General features: G+C 61.7%; 13 protein-coding genes and 1 tRNA gene. 11 read left to right on the top strand and 3 right to left on the bottom strand.

Annotation, left to right across the window (positions count from 1 at the left end):
• Nucleotides 1–42: 42 nt before the first annotated feature.
• Both pstB and BN9444_RS01645 read left to right on the top strand, forming a co-directional pair.
• On the top strand, nt 43–816 hold the full coding sequence (gene pstB, locus BN9444_RS01650) for a phosphate ABC transporter ATP-binding protein PstB (RefSeq protein ID WP_066490292.1): 774 nt from the start codon (nt 43–45) through the stop codon (nt 814–816).
• 103 nt (nt 817–919) lie between these two features.
• Nucleotides 920–1,969, top strand: a complete 1,050-nt coding sequence (locus BN9444_RS01645; RefSeq protein ID WP_068801318.1) for a cytochrome P450 — start codon at nt 920–922, stop codon at nt 1,967–1,969.
• 32 nt (nt 1,970–2,001) lie between these two features.
• On the opposite strand, the gene phoU is transcribed toward BN9444_RS01645, so the two are convergent.
• Together phoU and dusB are read right to left on the bottom strand one after the other, a co-directional pair.
• A complete protein-coding gene (phoU, locus tag BN9444_RS01640) occupies nt 2,002–2,730 on the bottom strand; it encodes a phosphate signaling complex protein PhoU (protein ID WP_066490302.1) in 729 nt (242 codons plus the stop codon).
• Nucleotides 2,731–2,995: 265 nt separating this feature from the next.
• The gene (dusB, locus tag BN9444_RS01635; protein WP_066509521.1) at nt 2,996–4,138 is read right to left on the bottom strand and encodes a tRNA dihydrouridine synthase DusB; all 1,143 of its coding nucleotides are present in this window, start codon (nt 4,136–4,138) and stop codon (nt 2,996–2,998) included.
• A gap of 125 nt (nt 4,139–4,263) precedes the next feature.
• On the opposite strand from dusB, the gene BN9444_RS01630 reads away from it, so the two are divergent.
• From BN9444_RS01630 to BN9444_RS01600, 7 genes are all read left to right on the top strand, one after another.
• Complete coding sequence (locus BN9444_RS01630; protein ID WP_068801317.1) at nt 4,264–5,760, top strand: succinate CoA transferase; 1,497 nt, start codon at nt 4,264–4,266, stop codon at nt 5,758–5,760.
• 92 nt (nt 5,761–5,852) lie between these two features.
• Nucleotides 5,853–5,925 (top strand) — tRNA-Lys (locus BN9444_RS01625).
• 189 nt (nt 5,926–6,114) lie between these two features.
• The gene (locus BN9444_RS01620) at nt 6,115–7,374 is read left to right on the top strand and encodes a tyrosine-type recombinase/integrase (protein WP_068801316.1); all 1,260 of its coding nucleotides are present in this window, start codon (nt 6,115–6,117) and stop codon (nt 7,372–7,374) included.
• Between the two features lie 253 nt (nt 7,375–7,627).
• Nucleotides 7,628–7,819, top strand: coding sequence for a helix-turn-helix domain-containing protein (locus BN9444_RS01615; RefSeq protein WP_066513093.1), 192 nt, complete (start codon nt 7,628–7,630; stop codon nt 7,817–7,819).
• Nucleotides 7,816–8,166, top strand: a complete 351-nt coding sequence (locus BN9444_RS01610; protein WP_066513091.1) for a hypothetical protein — start codon at nt 7,816–7,818, stop codon at nt 8,164–8,166. The genes BN9444_RS01615 and BN9444_RS01610 overlap by 4 nt, the downstream gene beginning before the upstream one ends.
• Nucleotides 8,156–8,719 carry a DnaB-like helicase N-terminal domain-containing protein gene (locus BN9444_RS01605; protein WP_197429531.1) on the top strand — a complete coding sequence of 188 codons (564 nt, stop codon included), beginning with the start codon at nt 8,156–8,158 and terminating at the stop codon, nt 8,717–8,719. The genes BN9444_RS01610 and BN9444_RS01605 overlap by 11 nt, the downstream gene beginning before the upstream one ends.
• A 159-nt stretch (nt 8,720–8,878) precedes the next feature.
• Nucleotides 8,879–10,111 carry a hypothetical protein gene (locus tag BN9444_RS01600; protein WP_068801315.1) on the top strand — a complete coding sequence of 411 codons (1,233 nt, stop codon included), beginning with the start codon at nt 8,879–8,881 and terminating at the stop codon, nt 10,109–10,111.
• A gap of 577 nt (nt 10,112–10,688) precedes the next feature.
• On the opposite strand, the gene BN9444_RS01595 is transcribed toward BN9444_RS01600, so the two are convergent.
• Nucleotides 10,689–11,174 carry a hypothetical protein gene (locus tag BN9444_RS01595; RefSeq protein ID WP_066511961.1) on the bottom strand — a complete coding sequence of 162 codons (486 nt, stop codon included), beginning with the start codon at nt 11,172–11,174 and terminating at the stop codon, nt 10,689–10,691.
• Nucleotides 11,175–11,662: 488 nt separating this feature from the next.
• On the opposite strand from BN9444_RS01595, the gene BN9444_RS14450 reads away from it, so the two are divergent.
• Entirely contained in the window at nt 11,663–11,839 is a 177-nt protein-coding gene (locus tag BN9444_RS14450; RefSeq protein WP_154666882.1) for a hypothetical protein, read from the top strand.
• Between the two features lie 416 nt (nt 11,840–12,255).
• On the top strand, nt 12,256–15,948 hold the full coding sequence (locus BN9444_RS01590) for a phosphoribosylformylglycinamidine synthase (RefSeq protein ID WP_068801314.1): 3,693 nt from the start codon (nt 12,256–12,258) through the stop codon (nt 15,946–15,948).
• Nucleotides 15,949–15,952: the final 4 nt, after the last annotated feature.

Raw genomic sequence — 15,952 nt, 5'->3', positions numbered from 1 at the left:
ACCCGCCCCCAGACTTATCCACTCACAGGAGTAAAGACCCACATGTCCAAGCTTTCGCTCAACGACGTGAACATCTACTACGGCGATTTCCATGCCGTGCAGAACGTCAACATGCAGATTCCGGCCCAGGCCGTGACCGCCTTCATCGGCCCGTCCGGCTGCGGCAAGTCCACCGTGCTGCGCACTCTCAACCGTATGCACGAGGTCATCCCGGGCGCCTCCGTCAAGGGCGAGATCCTCCTTGACGGCGAGAACATCTACGGCTCCAAGGTCGACCCGGTGTCCGTGCGCAACACCATCGGCATGGTCTTCCAGAAGCCGAACCCGTTCCCCACGATGTCCATCGAGGAAAACGTTGTCGCTGGCCTCAAGCTGTCCGGCGAGAAGAACAAAAAGAAGCTCAAGGAAGTCGCCGAGCGTTCCCTGCGCGGCGCCAATCTCTGGGATGAGGTGAAGGACCGCCTGGACAAGCCGGGCGGCGGCCTCTCCGGTGGTCAGCAACAGCGTCTGTGCATCGCCCGTGCCATCGCGGTCGAGCCCGAGGTGCTCCTCATGGACGAGCCGTGCTCGGCTCTGGACCCGATTTCCACCCTCGCTGTGGAGGACCTCATCCACGAGCTCAAGGAGAATTTCACGATTGTCATCGTGACGCACAACATGCAGCAGGCAGCCCGTGTGTCCGATAAGACCGGCTTCTTCTCCCTCGAGGCCACCGGTAAGCCGGGTCACCTCGTTGAGTTCGATGACACGAAGAATATCTTCGAGAACCCGTCGAAGAAGGAGACCGAGGACTACATTTCCGGCCGCTTCGGCTAAGCCTCCCTCGCAACCGTTCTGCGCCCCAGGCAGCGGTTCCCTTGTGCTGATTCAGTTACATGGAACTGCCGTCCTGGGGTGTTTCTTTTATAGACTGGTCGGCATGACTGATCCCCGCGCTTTCGGCGACCACCAGCATTCCCTCGGCACCCAGCTCGTGCACACCGACGCGGAGGTGATCGTCGTGGGTCACGCCGCCGCACGCGAGATCGCGCTCGACCCGGCCTCCTATTCTTCTGGGGTGTCTGCGCACCTCCAGCTGCCCAACGGTCTCGATGGCGAGGAACACGCACGCTTCCGCACGCTGCTTGATATCTACCTCAATGCTGAGGTCGTGGCCGAGATGGATTTCCGCTCCGTCGCGCGTGACGTACTCGACCGCGCTGCGGATAGCCTCGACGCAGATCGCCTGGCAGCGCTCTTCAGCGTGCGCGCCATGCGGCACTGGCTGAGCTGGCCCGAGTCGCTAGAGGACCGTCTGCTGGATTGGGTTGCGGAGAACGCGCGCGCCGCGCGCTCGGGCGACCGCGCCTGGACGGCACGCGTCGCGGCGGAATACGACGAGATCATCACGGCCGCCCTCGAGGCCACTCCCGAGGGCTCCGTCACGTGGCATCTCGCGCACGACCACGGCCTTGAGCACGCTGAGATCGTCTCCATCCTGCGCAATTGGACGGCAGGGGACCTGGGCTCTATGGCCAAGTGCATTGGCGTCATTGTGCGTGCTCTCGCGGATAATGTGCCGCTCCAAGAGCGCCTGCGCGGCCGGGTGAGCCATATGGAGTTCGTTGCCATCGCGGACGAGCTGCTGCGTCTCGACGATCCCTTCGTCTCCAATCGCCGCGTGACCACTTGCCCGGTGCATGTGGCGGGGGAAGAGCTGGACGCCGGCACGCGTGTGCGGCTGCATTGGACTGCGGCCAACCGCGACCCCCACATGTTTAGGGGCTTTGATCCTGAAGGCCACGCCGCAGACAACCTGGTGTGGGGCGTGGGCGCGCATTATTGCCCGGGGAAGCCGTTATCTATGTACGAGCTTCACGCGTTCTTCGCGGAGCTGCTGCCGCGTTTCGACCTTGTGCCTTCCGGCGACGGCGAGCGTGACCTAGCCGGCGGCTGGGCCCGCACACCGGTTGTTTTGCGCGCTCGCTAAGGCGCGCCGATGGGGCGGCTGCGTGCCGCCGACTAGTTACGGAACTGCTTCGTGATGTCGGCGAAGCGTTCCTCGAAGTCCTCGGCGCGGGCTTCCTCATCCTTCTTCGCGAGGTAGCGCTCGGGGGCGAGTCCGGTGACGAGGAAGACGATGCGCGAGTTGACGCTCACGGCGTGGTCTGCGAAACGCTCGAAGAAGCGGGAGAGCAGTGCCATGTCGACCGCAGCGCGCGTGGACTCGGTCCACTCGCGTTGGGTGAGCACGGACATGAGGTGGCCATTGATGTCATCGACTGCGTCATCATCCTTGGCGGCCTGGATGGCGAGGTCAGGGTCTGGGGCGATGAGATTGTCACGCGTTTGCTCCAGGAGGTGAATGCACAAGCGTGTGTATTCCTCGAAGAAGCCACGGTAGGCGTCCGGAATGGCAGGTTCGGGATGGCGGCGGCGGGCGGCGGTCGCGATGTGCTTGGCGAGGTTGCCCATGCGGTAAAGGTCTTCCACGATGTAGATCGACGACACGACCTGGCGCAGATCCTTGCCCATGGGATTTTCGAGTGCGAGCAGGCTGACGGCGCGCTCCTCGCACCGAGCGCGGGTCTCCTCAAGATCGTCCTTGAGGGACAGGGCTTCTTCCGCCTTTTGGAGATCGGCGGTGAGCAGGCCAGATGAGGCCAGTTTCATCATTTGCTCGACGCCGTCACACATGCCAATGAGGTCGTGGGAGAAGTTGTCGAGATGTTCGCGGTATGCCGTACGCATGACTGTCATCCTATTACGCCATAGAAAGGATTGCACGGGAAAGGTGGGTCTACCCCCAAGAAATTTATGTCCAAAGAGGTAGGCGTAAGGAGGGGTATCGTCCATGTGGCCTACTAGGAGGTGCTGGAATTTACCTGCCGTTTACTCAATGATCATTTAAATAACCCGACGTGGCACGATTGTGCATGTGGTAAGGAGAATTACCTCGTGCGCACGGGGTGATAGTCGTTACGTGGGAGGGTGCTCGCACGGTAAGGCGGGGACCTTAACCGCCAGAATTCATAATGTCGGCGGCGTGGGGAACAGTGATGTCCTCCGGATCGTCGAGCCAGCCATCGGGCAGCGCGACCTTGGCGGGGGAGCCTTGGCGCCCGCGCGCACCGGCGGCATCGGCAGCCTTGGCCTCCGAGTCGGCCCAGGGTGAGAGGATCTCGCGCAACGCGTCGAGCGAAGTGACCTGGGCGAGCTTGGCCCGCACCTGGCCGCCCACGGGGAAGCCTCGCATGTACCAGCCGATGTGCTTGCGGATATCGCGCGCGGCGTGGTCTTCGCCGTCGTGCTCTGCCAGGAGCTCGGCATGACGGACGATAATGCGGGTGACCTCGCCGAGTGTGGGCTCGTCCGGGATGGGCTCGCCGCGCAGCTGGGCGGAAAGCTCCGCGAAGAGCCAGGGGCGGCCCAGGCAGCCGCGGCCGACCTGCACGCCGTCGCAGCCCGTAGCATCCATCATGCGCTGTGCGTCGTCAGCGCGGAAGATATCGCCGTTGCCGAGGACGGGGACCTCGTCGCCCAGGTGTTCCTTGAGGCGCGCGATCTCGTCCCAACGAGCGTCGCCGGAATAGCGCTGCGCGGCCGTGCGTCCGTGGAGGGTGACGGCTGCTGCGCCATTGTCGACAGCAATCCGGCCGGCGTCGAGGTGTGTGTGGTGCTCATCATCGATGCCCACGCGCATTTTTACCGTGACCGGTACGTCCGTGCCTTCGGTGGCCTTGACGGCCGCGGTGACAATGTTGCCAAAGAGCTGGCGCTTATAGGGCAGGGCTGAACCGCCACCACGGCGGGTGACCTTGGGCACGGGACAACCGAAGTTCATATCGATGTGGTCAGCGAGGTTGTCGTCGACGATCATCTTCGCGGCGCGGTAGGTGTACTCCGGATCCACGGTGTAGAGCTGGAGCGAGCGTGGGGTTTCCTGCGGTGCGAACTCGATCATGTGCATGGTCTTCTCGTTGCGCTCCACGAGGGCGCGGGCGGTAATCATCTCGCAGACATAGAGGCCGGAGACTGTTCCCGTGCGCGCGAGTTCCTGCTCGCGGCAGAGGGTGCGAAAAGCCATGTTTGTTACACCCGCCATGGGCGCGAGGATGACGGGGGAGGCTAATTCGAGGGGACCGATGCGCAAATTCACCCCCTAATTGTGCCTTTTTTCGCAGGTTATAGGCAAATGGTGAAATAATCCTACACCCTTAACAGATCTTCGCTATTGTGTTCCAGGTAACTAACATTCGGTTTTACACCACAGGAGGAATCGCCTTGTCCGAGCGTATCGGTTTCTATCAGGACCTCGTTGTTTCCGCTGAGGAAGCGGCTAAGTTCGTCAACCACGGCGACCGCGTCGGCATTTCCGGCTTCACCGGTGCTGGCTACCCGAAGGCCCTGCCCACTGCGATCGCAGAGAAGGCGAAGGCCGCTCACGCTGCTGGTGAAGAATTCCAGATCGACGTCTTCTCCGGTGCGTCCACCGCCCCGGACTGCGACGGCGTTCTCGCCGAGGCAGACGCCATTCGCTTCCGCTCCCCGTACAACTCCGATCCGGTGCTGCGCGGCAAGTTCAATGATGGTTCCGCCCTCTACCAGGACATTCACCTGTCCCACTCGGGCCAGCAGGTGGAGGAAGGCTTCTATGGTGACTTCCAGGTCGCCATCATTGAGGCCGTCCGCATCCTCGACAACGGCAACATCGTGCCGTCGTCGGCCGTGGGCAACAATCTCGAGTACATCGAAGCCGCAGAGCGCATCATCATCGAGGTCAACGAGTGGCAGTCTGAGCACCTCGAGGGCATGCACGACATCTACAAGATTGAAAAGCTGCCCAACCGCCAGCCGATTCCGATCACCAACCCGGGCGACCGCGTGGGCACCACCTACATCGAGATTCCGCAGGAGAAGGTCGTCGCCGTCGTGAAGACCGACGCTCCGGACCGCAACGCCCCGTTCAAGGCGCCGGATGAGGTCTCGGAGAAGATCGCTGCGAACTTTATTAACTTCCTCGAGGGCGAGGTAGCTGCCGGTCGCTTGGCCTACGACCAGTTCATCATGCAGTCCGGCGTGGGTAACGTCCCGAACGCCGTTATGGCGGGCCTGCTCGACTCCAAGTTTGAGAATATCCAGGCCTACACCGAGGTTATCCAGGACGGCATGATTGACCTTATCGACGCCGGCAAGATGACCATGGCATCCGCAACCTCCTTCGCGCTGTCTCCGGAGTACGCGGACCGCATGAACGAAAAGGCGGAGAAGTACAAGGAGCACATCATCCTGCGTCCGCAGCAGATCTCCAACCATCCGGAGGTCATCCGCCGCGTAGGCCTCATTGCCTCCAACGGCATGATTGAGGCCGACATCTACGGCAACATCAACTCCACCAACGTGGGCGGCACTCGCATCATGAACGGCACCGGTGGCTCCGGCGACTTTACCCGCAACGCCTACATCTCCACGTTCGTCTCCCCGTCTGTGGCCAAGGATGGCGCCATCTCCGCTATCGTTCCGTTCGCGTCCCACATCGACCACACGGAGCACGACACGATGGTCATCATCACCGAGTACGGTGTTGCTGATTTGCGCGGCCTGGCTCCCAAGGAACGCGTGGAGAAGGTCATCTCCGTTGCTCACCCGGACTACCGCCCGCTGCTCGAGGAGTACTACGAGCGCGCAAAGCAGAACAAGTTCCAGCACACCCCGCACGATCTGAAGACGGCCTTCGACTTCCAGATCAACTTCGCGGAGAAGGGCGACATGCGCGGCTAATCCCTCGCATGCGCTGAGCGTAGGTCACCCTGGGGACTACCCCGGGGTGATTTCGCTTCCACACAACCTCACCGCTAAACTAGGTGGGCGTTGGGCCTTTAGCTCAGTTGGTAGAGCTACGGACTTTTAATCCGCAGGTCCCGGGTTCGAGCCCCGGAGGGCCCACAAGTTAGCATTTCCCCTGGTCGTGATTGACCGGGGGTTTTGTTGTATCTGCACTGGTTAGCGGCATTATGCTATCTTGCCAGCTGTGGTCAATAGTTGCCACAAAATGAAGCCACTAAGAGAAAATAGAGAGAAATTTCTCCCTCGTTCTCCCCGTGGCCCTACCTCTCACCACAACAGGGGACACCAATGGCTAAGAAGAAGCGGCAGCGCCGGGAGTTCGGGCGTGTGAGCAAAAAGGGCAAGCGTCTGTATGCGGACTATGTAGGCCCGGATGGGGCACGCCACAGCCCGGGGCACTCTTTCGCTAACGCCACGGATGCAGAGGGCTGGCTGTCCATAGAGCGGCGGCTGATTGACTCGGAGACGTGGACACCGCCCGCAGCGCGGCGCGCCGCTGCAGCGGCAGATGCGCAGGCGCAGCAGGCTAAGGCAATGACCGTGGGGGAACTCACGGAAGATTGGCTGTCTCGTGCCACAAACCTGCGGGAGACCACGATCCGCTCGCACCGTAAGCGCCTGGAGCTGCGCGCCTTTAATGAGAGCTACCCGGGCCGTCTGGATAGCCTGCGGGATGTGCCGGCCGTGGAAGTCGATAGGGCACGCGTGCGCTTGTGGGTGGAGCAGATGCTAGGCATTTGGCCACAGGGCAGCGACGGATACAGCACGTGCTACTACGCGCTAAAGCGACTCGTGACGGCGTTTAACTGGGCAAAGGATGAACTGCAGCTAATCGACGTGAACCCCACGGCGGGCGTGACGCTTCCTAAACCACAGACCCGCAACAGGGATGAACCGGTGTTCACCGCAGCGCAGGCGCAGACGCTGTGCGACTCGTTCCCGGCCTGGCTGGAGCACGCCCCGCTAATCCTGCTGTGGTGTGGCCTGCGTATTGGTGAAGCCCTGGAGTTGCGCGTGAAAGACGTAACGGGCCTGCGGCCCGGCGCGCCTATGACGTTGAAGATTCGCCGCGATATGCAGGACGTTGACCGGGCTGATGGTGGCAAGGAAGTGCTGATTAACTCTCTACCTAAGACGGAAGCGGGTAGGCGCGATGTGCTGGCCCCGGAGTGGGTGGCAGACGTGATCCGTAAGCATGTGGAAGATGCTGGCAAGGTTGACCCGGAAGCGTTGATTATTTCGCGGAAGAACGGCGGGCAGTTCACGCAGAACAATTTCCGTACTCACTATTTCAACCCGGCTAAGACGGCTGCAGGGCGCGGTGCTGATAGCTCGGTGCATTCGTGTAGGCGGTTCTATGGCACGCAGTTGGTGCGGCTTGTGATGCAGGGGGCGTTGTCGATGGAGGAAGCCCGCCGGTTGATGGGGCATGAGACCACGGCGCAGTTGATGGAGTATCAACGTGCGGAAGTGGGGTATCAACAGCGTGCGGCAGACTCGTTGAACTTGTTACGTCCACAGCCCGGCGCGCCTGACGCGTCAGTGTGACTGATGGGGAGGGGCAGTAACGGGCCCGTGTCTGGCGTGGGTGAATGATGGGCCTGGAATTTTATTCAAGTTTGGGCTGTGATTTACCTAACTACCCTGATTCGTATCAACAGGTTTCAGTTTGTTTCAGTAAGTCCGTGGAAGTCCGTGGAAGTCCCATTGACATTAGGTGACATTTATTTCGAGTGCTTATTTTTCGGCTTGAACTGTGACAATCGTTGCCATGGGGGGTTAATAGCGGAATTATTGTCTTATGACACAAAAACAAATGATGACGCTAGACGATGCGTCAAGGTACACAAAGATTTCCATCCGCACCCTACGCCGCTACATCGCGGAAGGCCGATTGGTCGCCTACCGCGCAGGCCGGACGATCCGCCTGCGCCCTGATGATGTAGACGCAATTTTCACCCCTACCAACAAGTGGAATGAGGGCGTAGCGTGAACCAACAGCCCACGACAAAGGATCGCCTGATCTTTCTGCGGGAACTCGTGTGCCTGCATTTCGACGGGATTAAAGACTGGGCTACGGGGTACCCAGAAATCTCTGACTATTTGGAAGCCCAGTGTGATACTGCTAAAGCATTCATTTCGCGAGAACTAGAAGCCCTGGGGATTCACAACTGCCCGGAAACCTACAGCAATGGCGTGCCCGTGTATTTCCACCATGAGCGTTACGGCTACTTCCTGCAAAACCCGGAACTACTTAACGGATGCCCTGTAAGGGAGTTCTATATAGGTGGTTCCCCTGCGGCTGATGCGGTGAGAGACGACGATGCCGATGCACAGTAACGAAAACGCCCACCCCACGGTGCAAGTGGAACAGGCGCTCAACGTAGAAACCGACAATGAATCTACTGCCAACCATACAGCCCGGGTAGAGCTCGCACTACTTGCTGGACTCATGATGCTTCCTGCGCGCCGGGTGCTGGAGATCGCGGCCCGGGTAGATGAGCGTGATTTTTACGATGGTCACCACCGGACTATCTACGCGCATATCTGTGCAGCAGCACATGAGATGGAAAGCCGGAGTGAAGCTGATGCCATAGTTCACCCCACGGTGGTGCAGCTGCGCCTGCAGGGCACTGGGGAGCTATCCCACGGCAACACAGCCAGCGCGCTGATACAGGCCACCACAGGGGCGCATGTACCGCCTTCCTGGTCTGGAGTCCTGGAGCTGGCAGACGGGCTGAAGGTGCAACGCCTGCGCCGTGCTATGCGCACAGCCGGAGCCGGTCTAGTGGAGTCTGCGGAAGGCTCTGCGGACGATATGGCCCGTGCTCTGCATGATGCTGGCTTCCTTCCTTCCCTGGCTCTGCGCGCCGGGCTGGAGGTGACAGCGTGACCCAGCAGCCTAAAGAACAGTGGGAGTGGGTGCGCTACTTCCTGCAGAACCGTGCCCGTGCTGCGGCCCGCATGACACCACTAGCCGGAGGTCACCGTGACCTTATCGCCCCGCAGTCTGATGCACCCCGGCGCGCCGGGAAGTCGGGAGGTGACCATCATGTCTAGTTCATTCTGGGAGTCTCGCACCGCGTTGCAGATGATCTATAAGGGGGCGGTAAAGCGCAATACAAGCCCGTGGGCGGTGCTAGGTTTCTGCATGGTCAAAGTGATTGCAGCCACCCCGCCTGCTCTCGTGTTGCCCCCGCTTATCGGCGGCTATGCGTCCCTTAACCTGATGGTTGCTATTGCGGGTCATTCTGGGCAGGGTAAAGGCGCTGCGTATGCCGTAGCGGAGGAAGTGTTAGACCTGCACGATACTGGCTATTTCCCCGTGACTACCAAAGAGTTAGACGCGGGAACAGGCGAAGGCCTGGCTGCGGCTTTCGTCTCGGAGACTGAAGGGGAACCACCGATACAGCGGGCGATCCTGCATGAGTCCGAGATAACCAACATGGCAGCGCTCGGAGGCCGCAGCGGTGCCACCCTTAACCAAACACTGCTGAAGGCGGCTATGAGTGAAGCTATCGGTTTCGGGAACAAGACGGATAAGACACCCCGCCTGGAGCGGCACAGTTACCGCTTGGGCGTGACCGTGCAAGTGCAGCCACGCAACGCGAAAGAGTTGCTGAAGCATGGCGCTAGTGGCCTTCCGCAGCGTTTCCTGTTCCTTCCGGTACGTGCGGAAGATGAGCTAGGCAAAGGCGGCACTGTCTGGGATCACAAGGTGAAGGTGCCAGCGTTTCCGGAGCGGACGGTAATCACCCTTCCTGAGGAAGTGAAAACCTACATCATCGAGCAGTACCACGAGCGCGCCCGCCTCAACCTGGCAGACAACCCAGACGATATAGGCGGGCATGCCAACCTGCTGCGCCTGAAAGTAGCCGTGGCCCTGGCCATGCTGGACGGACGATTTACGGAAGTCACGATGGAGGATTGGCAACTCTCCTACGTCGTGATGGCGCAGCATGATGCGGTGCTCTCACAGTTCGATGCCATAGCCCGGCGCGATAGGCAGGCCATGGCGGAGAAACGGGAACAGGAAGCGGAAGAACGCAGTGAGGTCAAAGAGCAGAAACTTTTGGCCCGCGCCCGGAAGCATATCGCCCGCCGCCTGCTGTCCGACGATGCGAACTATAACCGTTATGACTTGAGGTCTACGGCCCGCGTGGATATTCGCTCGGCTGTGGAAGGCCTGATCGTTGATTGGGAGAAAGACGGCACGATTGTGCCGCGTGATGATGGAACACTGCGCCCGCATGATGTAGCCCGCCTGGAGTCCTATCTGGAGTAGTCCCCTAGAAACAGTCCGTACTGCGTACTACGTACTATCCGCAGGTTAACGGTGGTTTCCGGCCCGTACTGGCTGTGTACTACGTACTGTCCCACGTAGTACATAGTACGGACGATAGTACGGCGAAAATAGCCCCTGGCCTGCAATAGTACGAAAGTACGGGAGTACGGCGCGCCGGGGGACTTGCTTGGGAGCCCGCCCACTAGACCCCCTCCATAACCGGGAGTACGGCGCGCCGGGGCAATTCATACCGGCATAAGAGACCAATATCTGATGCTGGAGAGTGGACATATTAGGGTAAACACAAGAGGGGTTAAAACGGGGTAGGAATTTGGGGTATCTGGCCCGGATGATGGAAATGCGCGGATGGAGGCAAGGGGGCGGGGCCAATGACAACATCCCCGGCGCGCCTTTGACAGGTGCCCTCTAAGGGGGTGCGTTTCCCCTGTTCAATATCGCCGTCTAAGACGTTGAACTTTCGTATGTGTATGTCCGTACCCCAAAACGGCTTAAACGGGCACGGCCTGATGTGGCTGGCCCGTGAGCGCTGTGGTTGGTGGCACCTCGGCGGGCCGGGTTACTCTTTCTCGTCCCGCTCGTCCCATGACGTGACCCCGGCGCGGGCCATGTCGGCCTCTTCAAGTGCTTCCATGGCGTCTAGCCAGATACCAGTGTCCTTGCCAGCTCGATAGGCGGTAATGAGCGCATTCTGAAGAGCATGGCGTGAAATATCGCTGAAGCCTGTGGTGCGCTGGATGATGGCGTGTTCCTCTGCGTCTCGTGCTTCCCGTTCCGCTTCCTCTGCAGCCCGGCGGGCAGCTTCCTGCGCCTGGCGCTCGCACTCGGCACGGGCGGCGGCGTTGTAGGCTTTCACGCAGTCTGGGCAGATTTCAATGGGCATGCCGTCTGCTAGGGGCTGCAGGTCTGCGGTGTCGATGTAGACGGGGCGCATGTGCTTGCCTGCGCGGTGCCCGTCGTAGAGGTCGCCAATAAGGTTGCGGGGGACGTGTACCGTGATGGCGCTCTGCTGCGTGGTCTCGTGGGTGTCGGTGGCGGTGGTCATTGGCCAGCCTTTCTGGGCGCGATTCTTTCCCCCTAAGAGAAAATAGAGAGAAAGAATTTTCTGCGGATTGGGTAAAAGTGCCGTTTACCTGCGCATATTGGTTTGTGTTTGTAGACCCCCGGAGGGCCCACCGATAATCCCTCGGCTGCACAGCGGCCGGGGGATTTATGCTTGCGGTGGGTGAGCGGCGAGAAGCGCTGCAACGGTATGACAATTCCACGTGCACAGGCGTAGCCGTGTCTTATGATTTATGTGTCTTCGCCTCTCGATAGGCGTCTGTTTCGTCGTCTCTAAGGTGTCTCATATCCTCCATCTTTCGTGCCACTGCCGCGGCTATTCTCCTTGCCCCTCTTGCTCTAGCAGGGTGTTCCGGCGAAGGTGAGGCCGGTCCGCGCACAGTAACTATGACGGTTCCAGCGCCGGCTGATCCGAGCACAGAGTCGCACCAGCCCGCTCCTCGCACCGCGGAGAAGACCCCTGCCGAAGCCATGAGCACCGCCGTACCTGCAGCGCCTGCGGCACAACCGCACAGCAATAACATCGCCGCGAATCCCGAGCAAATTGGCGGTTATTGCGGAATGACATCAGACGGGGTTAGGGTCGACGCCAATGATGATGCATCATGCGCGTTTGCCATGGCGATTTATGATGCCGCCATTGCGTAGGCATACGAATCTCGGGCAGGCGCAAGCGGCAATATTGTGCTTGCGACTGTCAACGATTTCCAAGTGACAAGTTCCGTCACCGGTCAAACTTATACGCTAAGTTGCTTTGTCGGTACGGCCGGCCAGGCGCTTATTTGTTCCCAGCCCTCAAGTCCTTATGGAAACTCTGGGGGAGCAGTGTTCAATCGCGAGAAAACCGGTTGGCATTCCATCCTCGGCTGAGACTGCAGAAAGAGGCATCGGATAGCCCATGTATCCCTGTGACACCGTTGTGTACCGTCAGCCTCCGCAGAATCGAGTCGCGGGGGTGCCCTGCACGCTAGGATAGCGGGGGATTAGTACGCGGTGTCGCAAGTCCATATACTTGCTGGCAGAACCGTAAAACTTCGACTATTACTAGCTATCTGGGAGGCGCGATGGTTCAGCGTGTGTACGTGGAAAATCGGGAGGGCGGCCACGCAGCTGCACTCTCGGCGGAGTACGGAGTGGCGGTGCGCATGCTCAATCGCTACGACGTGGAGGGCACGACCGACGCCGAGTTCGCCACCGCCGTCAACCTCGTGCTCGCAGAGCCGCAGGTCGACAACACGTACGCCACGCTCGAGGAGGCCGGCCTGGACGGCAAGGCCATCCTCGCCGTCGAGCCGCTGCCCGGCCAGTTTGACCAGCGCGCGGACTCCGCGGCACAGTGCATCCAGTTCCTCTTTGAAAAAGAGCGCCCCACCGTCCGTACGGCCGTCCTCTACGCCGTGGACGGAGAAATTCCGGAGGCCATGCGCGCCGGGCTCATTAACCCGGTCGAGGCCCGCGAGGCCTCCCTCGAGCTTCCCGAGGCTCTCGTTGTCGAGGCCCCACGCCCAGCAGACGTCGCACGGCTTACCGGCTTTACCGAGCTTTCCGATGCCGCCCTTCCCGAGGTCGTCGCCTCCCACGGCCTGGCCATGGACGTCGACGACGCCATGCTCGTGCGCGATTATTTCCAGTCGGAGAAGCGCGACCCGACCATTACTGAGCTCAAGGTCATCGACACCTACTGGTCGGACCACTGCCGTCACACCACCTTCGAGACGGTCCTCGACAACATCGAGTTCCACGACCCGGCCGTGGAGGCCGCGTACAACGACTACCTTGCTGCGCGCGACTCCATTGGTCGCACCAAGCCGGTGACGCTCATGGACATGGGGACCATTGCCGCGAAGGTCCTGCGCGCCACGGGCAAGCTCGACGCGCTCGACGTCTCCGAGGAGATCAACGCCTGCACCGTCCACGTCACCATCACGGTCGACGGCAAGGATGAACCGTGGCTCTTCCTGTTCAAGAACGAGACTCATAACCACCCGACGGAGATCGAGCCCTTCGGTGGCGCGGCGACCTGCATCGGCGGCGCCATCCGCGACCCGCTGTCCGGCCGCGGTTACGTCTACGGCGCGATGCGCATCTCCGGCTCCGGAAACCCGCTCGAGACCACCACGCGTGCCGGCAAGCTGCCGCAGAAGACCATCGCGCGTACCGCCGCCGCAGGCAACTCCTCTTACGGTAACCAGATCGGCCTGGCCACCGGCCTCGTCGACGAGGTCTACCACCCAGGCTACGTCGCCAAGCACCTCGAGATGGGTGCCGTCGTCGCCGGCGCCCCAGCCGAGAACGTCCGCCGTGAGGTCCCGGACGCGGGCGACGTCGTCGTCCTCGTCGGCGGCGCCACTGGCCGCGATGGCATCGGCGGCGCCACGGGTTCCTCCAAGTCGCACAACGTGGAGTCCCTGACCACTGCGGGCTCCGAGGTCCAGAAGGGCAACGCGCCCGAGGAGCGCAAGCTCCAGCGCCTCTTCCGCAACCCGGAGTTCTCCAAGCTCATCAAGCGCTGTAACGACTTTGGCGCTGGCGGCGTCTCCGTCGCCGTGGGCGAGCTCGCCGATTCCATCGACATCGACCTGGACACCGTGCCCAAAAAGTACGAGGGCCTCGACGGCACCGACCTGGCTCTCTCCGAGTCCCAGGAACGCATGGCCGTCGTCGTCGAAGCCAAGGACGCGCAGCGCCTCATCGAGCTCGCGAACGAGGAAAACCTCACCGCCACCATCGTCGCCAACGTCACCGACTCGGGACGCGTGCGCATGACCTGGCGCGGCGACACCATCGTCGACCTCTCCCGCGAATTCCTCGCCACCAACGGCGCGGACAAGCATGTGGACGTGCGTATCGAGCCCTCCACCGACTGGCGCGCAGCTGGCCGCGAGTGGGCTCACAAGGACTCCTCCTTCCGCGAGTCCTTCCTCGCGATGGCGGGCGACCTCAACGTCGCCTCCAAGCAGGGCCTGTCCGAGCGCTTCGACTCCACCGTCGGCGCCGGCACCGTCCTCATGCCTTTTGGCGGCTCCCGCCAGGCCACCCCGATTCAGGCCATGGCCCACACCTTCCCGGTCATGGGGGAGACCACGGACTGCTCCGTGATGTCCTGGGGCTACAACCCGTACGTCACCGAGGCTAGCCCGTACCACGGCGCCTACCTTGCCGTCGTCGAGTCCGTGGCCAAGCTCATCGCTACCGGTTCTTCCATCGACGAGACCTACCTGTCCATGCAGGAGTATTTCCAGCGCATGGACTCCGCCACCGCATGGGGCAAGCCTGCCGCGGCCCTGCTGGGCACCATCAAGGCTCAGCTCGGCTTGGGTGTGGGCGCCATCGGCGGCAAGGACTCCATGTCCGGCACCTTCGAGGAACTGCACGTCCCGCCCACGGTCATCTCTGTCGCCGTGAGCCACGAGACCACTGACCACATTGCGTCCAACCACTTCACCGGCGCTGGCCACGCCGTCACGCTGCTCTCCCCGGAGCTTGCCGATGCCGCCGACACCGCGCTCGTCGGCTTGCCCACCCCCGAGTCCCTCCTCGCCAACTTCGCGACCGTCACGGAGCTCCTGCGCTCCGGCCAGGTCACCGCGGCCTACACCCCGGGCTTCGGCGGCGTGGCCGAGGCCGTGCTCAAGATGTCGCTGGGCGAGGGCCTGGGCTTCGCTTTCGCAGACGACGCCCCGCTCTATGACTACAACTACGGTGCGTTCGTCCTCGAGTGGGCTGAGGACGCCACCCCGTCCGCTGGTACCGCGCTGGGCGAGACCACCGCAGACGGCTTCACCTTCCGTGCCGAGACCGTCTCATCCGCTGACGCCGAGGCCGCCTACCGCGCCACCCTCGAGCCCATCTACCCGTCCGAGGCGCCGCAGTCTGGCTCCACTGAGCTTTCCTCTGCTCCCGCAGACGTGCCAGCGGCTGCGCCGGCTGCCGCTGCGCCCACTCGCGTCGCGGGCAGCTCCGCCCCGCGCGCACTCATTCCGGTCTTCCCGGGCACCAACACCGAATACGACTCCGCGAAGGCGCTGCAGCGCGCCGGTATCGAGCCAGAAATCCTCGTCGTGCGCAACCGCACGCCTGAAGACATTGCCGAGTCCGTCGAGCGCATGGCAGCCGCCCTGGACCGCTCGCAGATGCTGTACCTGCCGGGCGGTTTCTCCGGCGGTGACGAACCGGACGGCTCCGCGAAGTTCATGACGTCCTTCCTACGCAACCCAGCGCTCACCGCTGGCGTCCACACACTGCTCGATGAGCGCGGCGGCCTCATCCTGGGTATCTGCAACGGCTTCCAGGCGCTCATCAAGCTGGGCCTTGTTCCGGGCGGCGCCATCTCCGAGCCGGGTACCGAGTCCCCGACGCTGACGTTCAACACCATTGGCCGTCACCAGTCGCGCATCTCGCGTGTCAAGGTCGTCAACAACGACTCGCCGTGGCTCAGCAAAGTTAACGTCGGCGATGTCTTTACCGTGCCGATCTCCCACGGCGAGGGCCGCATCACCGCCGGCGAGTCCGAGTGGGCGCGCCTCAAGGAGGCTGCCGCGACCCAGTACGTCGATGCCGCAGGCAACCCGGCGATGGACATCGATGTCAACCCGAACGGCTCGCTGTTCGCCCTCGAGGGCATCATGTCCGCCGACGGCCGCGTGCTGGGCAAGATGGGCCACTCCGAGCGCATCTCCGCCACTACGTACAAGAACGTGCCAGGCGAGTATGACATGTTGCTCTTCGAGTCCGCTGCGGAGTTCTTCACCAAGTAACCCG

The sequence above is a fragment of the Corynebacterium phoceense genome (assembly GCF_900092335.1).
Lineage (GTDB): Bacteria > Actinomycetota > Actinomycetes > Mycobacteriales > Mycobacteriaceae > Corynebacterium > Corynebacterium phoceense.
Note: the sequence above shows the minus strand (reverse complement) of the source record. Positions and strands in the feature narration are given on the sequence as shown.

Excerpts from the sequence above, each read along its gene's own strand:
- BN9444_RS14450 (WP_154666882.1), top strand. The coding sequence starts at position 11,663 with ATGAGCACCGCCGTACCTGCAGCGCCTGCGGCACAACCGCACAGCAAT.
- BN9444_RS01595 (WP_066511961.1), bottom strand. The coding sequence starts at position 11,174 with ATGACCACCGCCACCGACACCCACGAGACCACGCAGCAGAGCGCCATC.
- BN9444_RS01600 (WP_068801315.1), top strand. The coding sequence starts at position 8,879 with ATGTCTAGTTCATTCTGGGAGTCTCGCACCGCGTTGCAGATGATCTAT.
- pstB (WP_066490292.1), top strand. The coding sequence starts at position 43 with ATGTCCAAGCTTTCGCTCAACGACGTGAACATCTACTACGGCGATTTC.
- phoU (WP_066490302.1), bottom strand. The coding sequence starts at position 2,730 with ATGCGTACGGCATACCGCGAACATCTCGACAACTTCTCCCACGACCTC.
- BN9444_RS01645 (WP_068801318.1), top strand. The coding sequence starts at position 920 with ATGACTGATCCCCGCGCTTTCGGCGACCACCAGCATTCCCTCGGCACC.
- BN9444_RS01620 (WP_068801316.1), top strand. The coding sequence starts at position 6,115 with ATGGCTAAGAAGAAGCGGCAGCGCCGGGAGTTCGGGCGTGTGAGCAAA.
- BN9444_RS01615 (WP_066513093.1), top strand. The coding sequence starts at position 7,628 with ATGACACAAAAACAAATGATGACGCTAGACGATGCGTCAAGGTACACA.
- BN9444_RS01590 (WP_068801314.1), top strand. The coding sequence starts at position 12,256 with ATGGTTCAGCGTGTGTACGTGGAAAATCGGGAGGGCGGCCACGCAGCT.
- BN9444_RS01605 (WP_197429531.1), top strand. The coding sequence starts at position 8,156 with ATGCACAGTAACGAAAACGCCCACCCCACGGTGCAAGTGGAACAGGCG.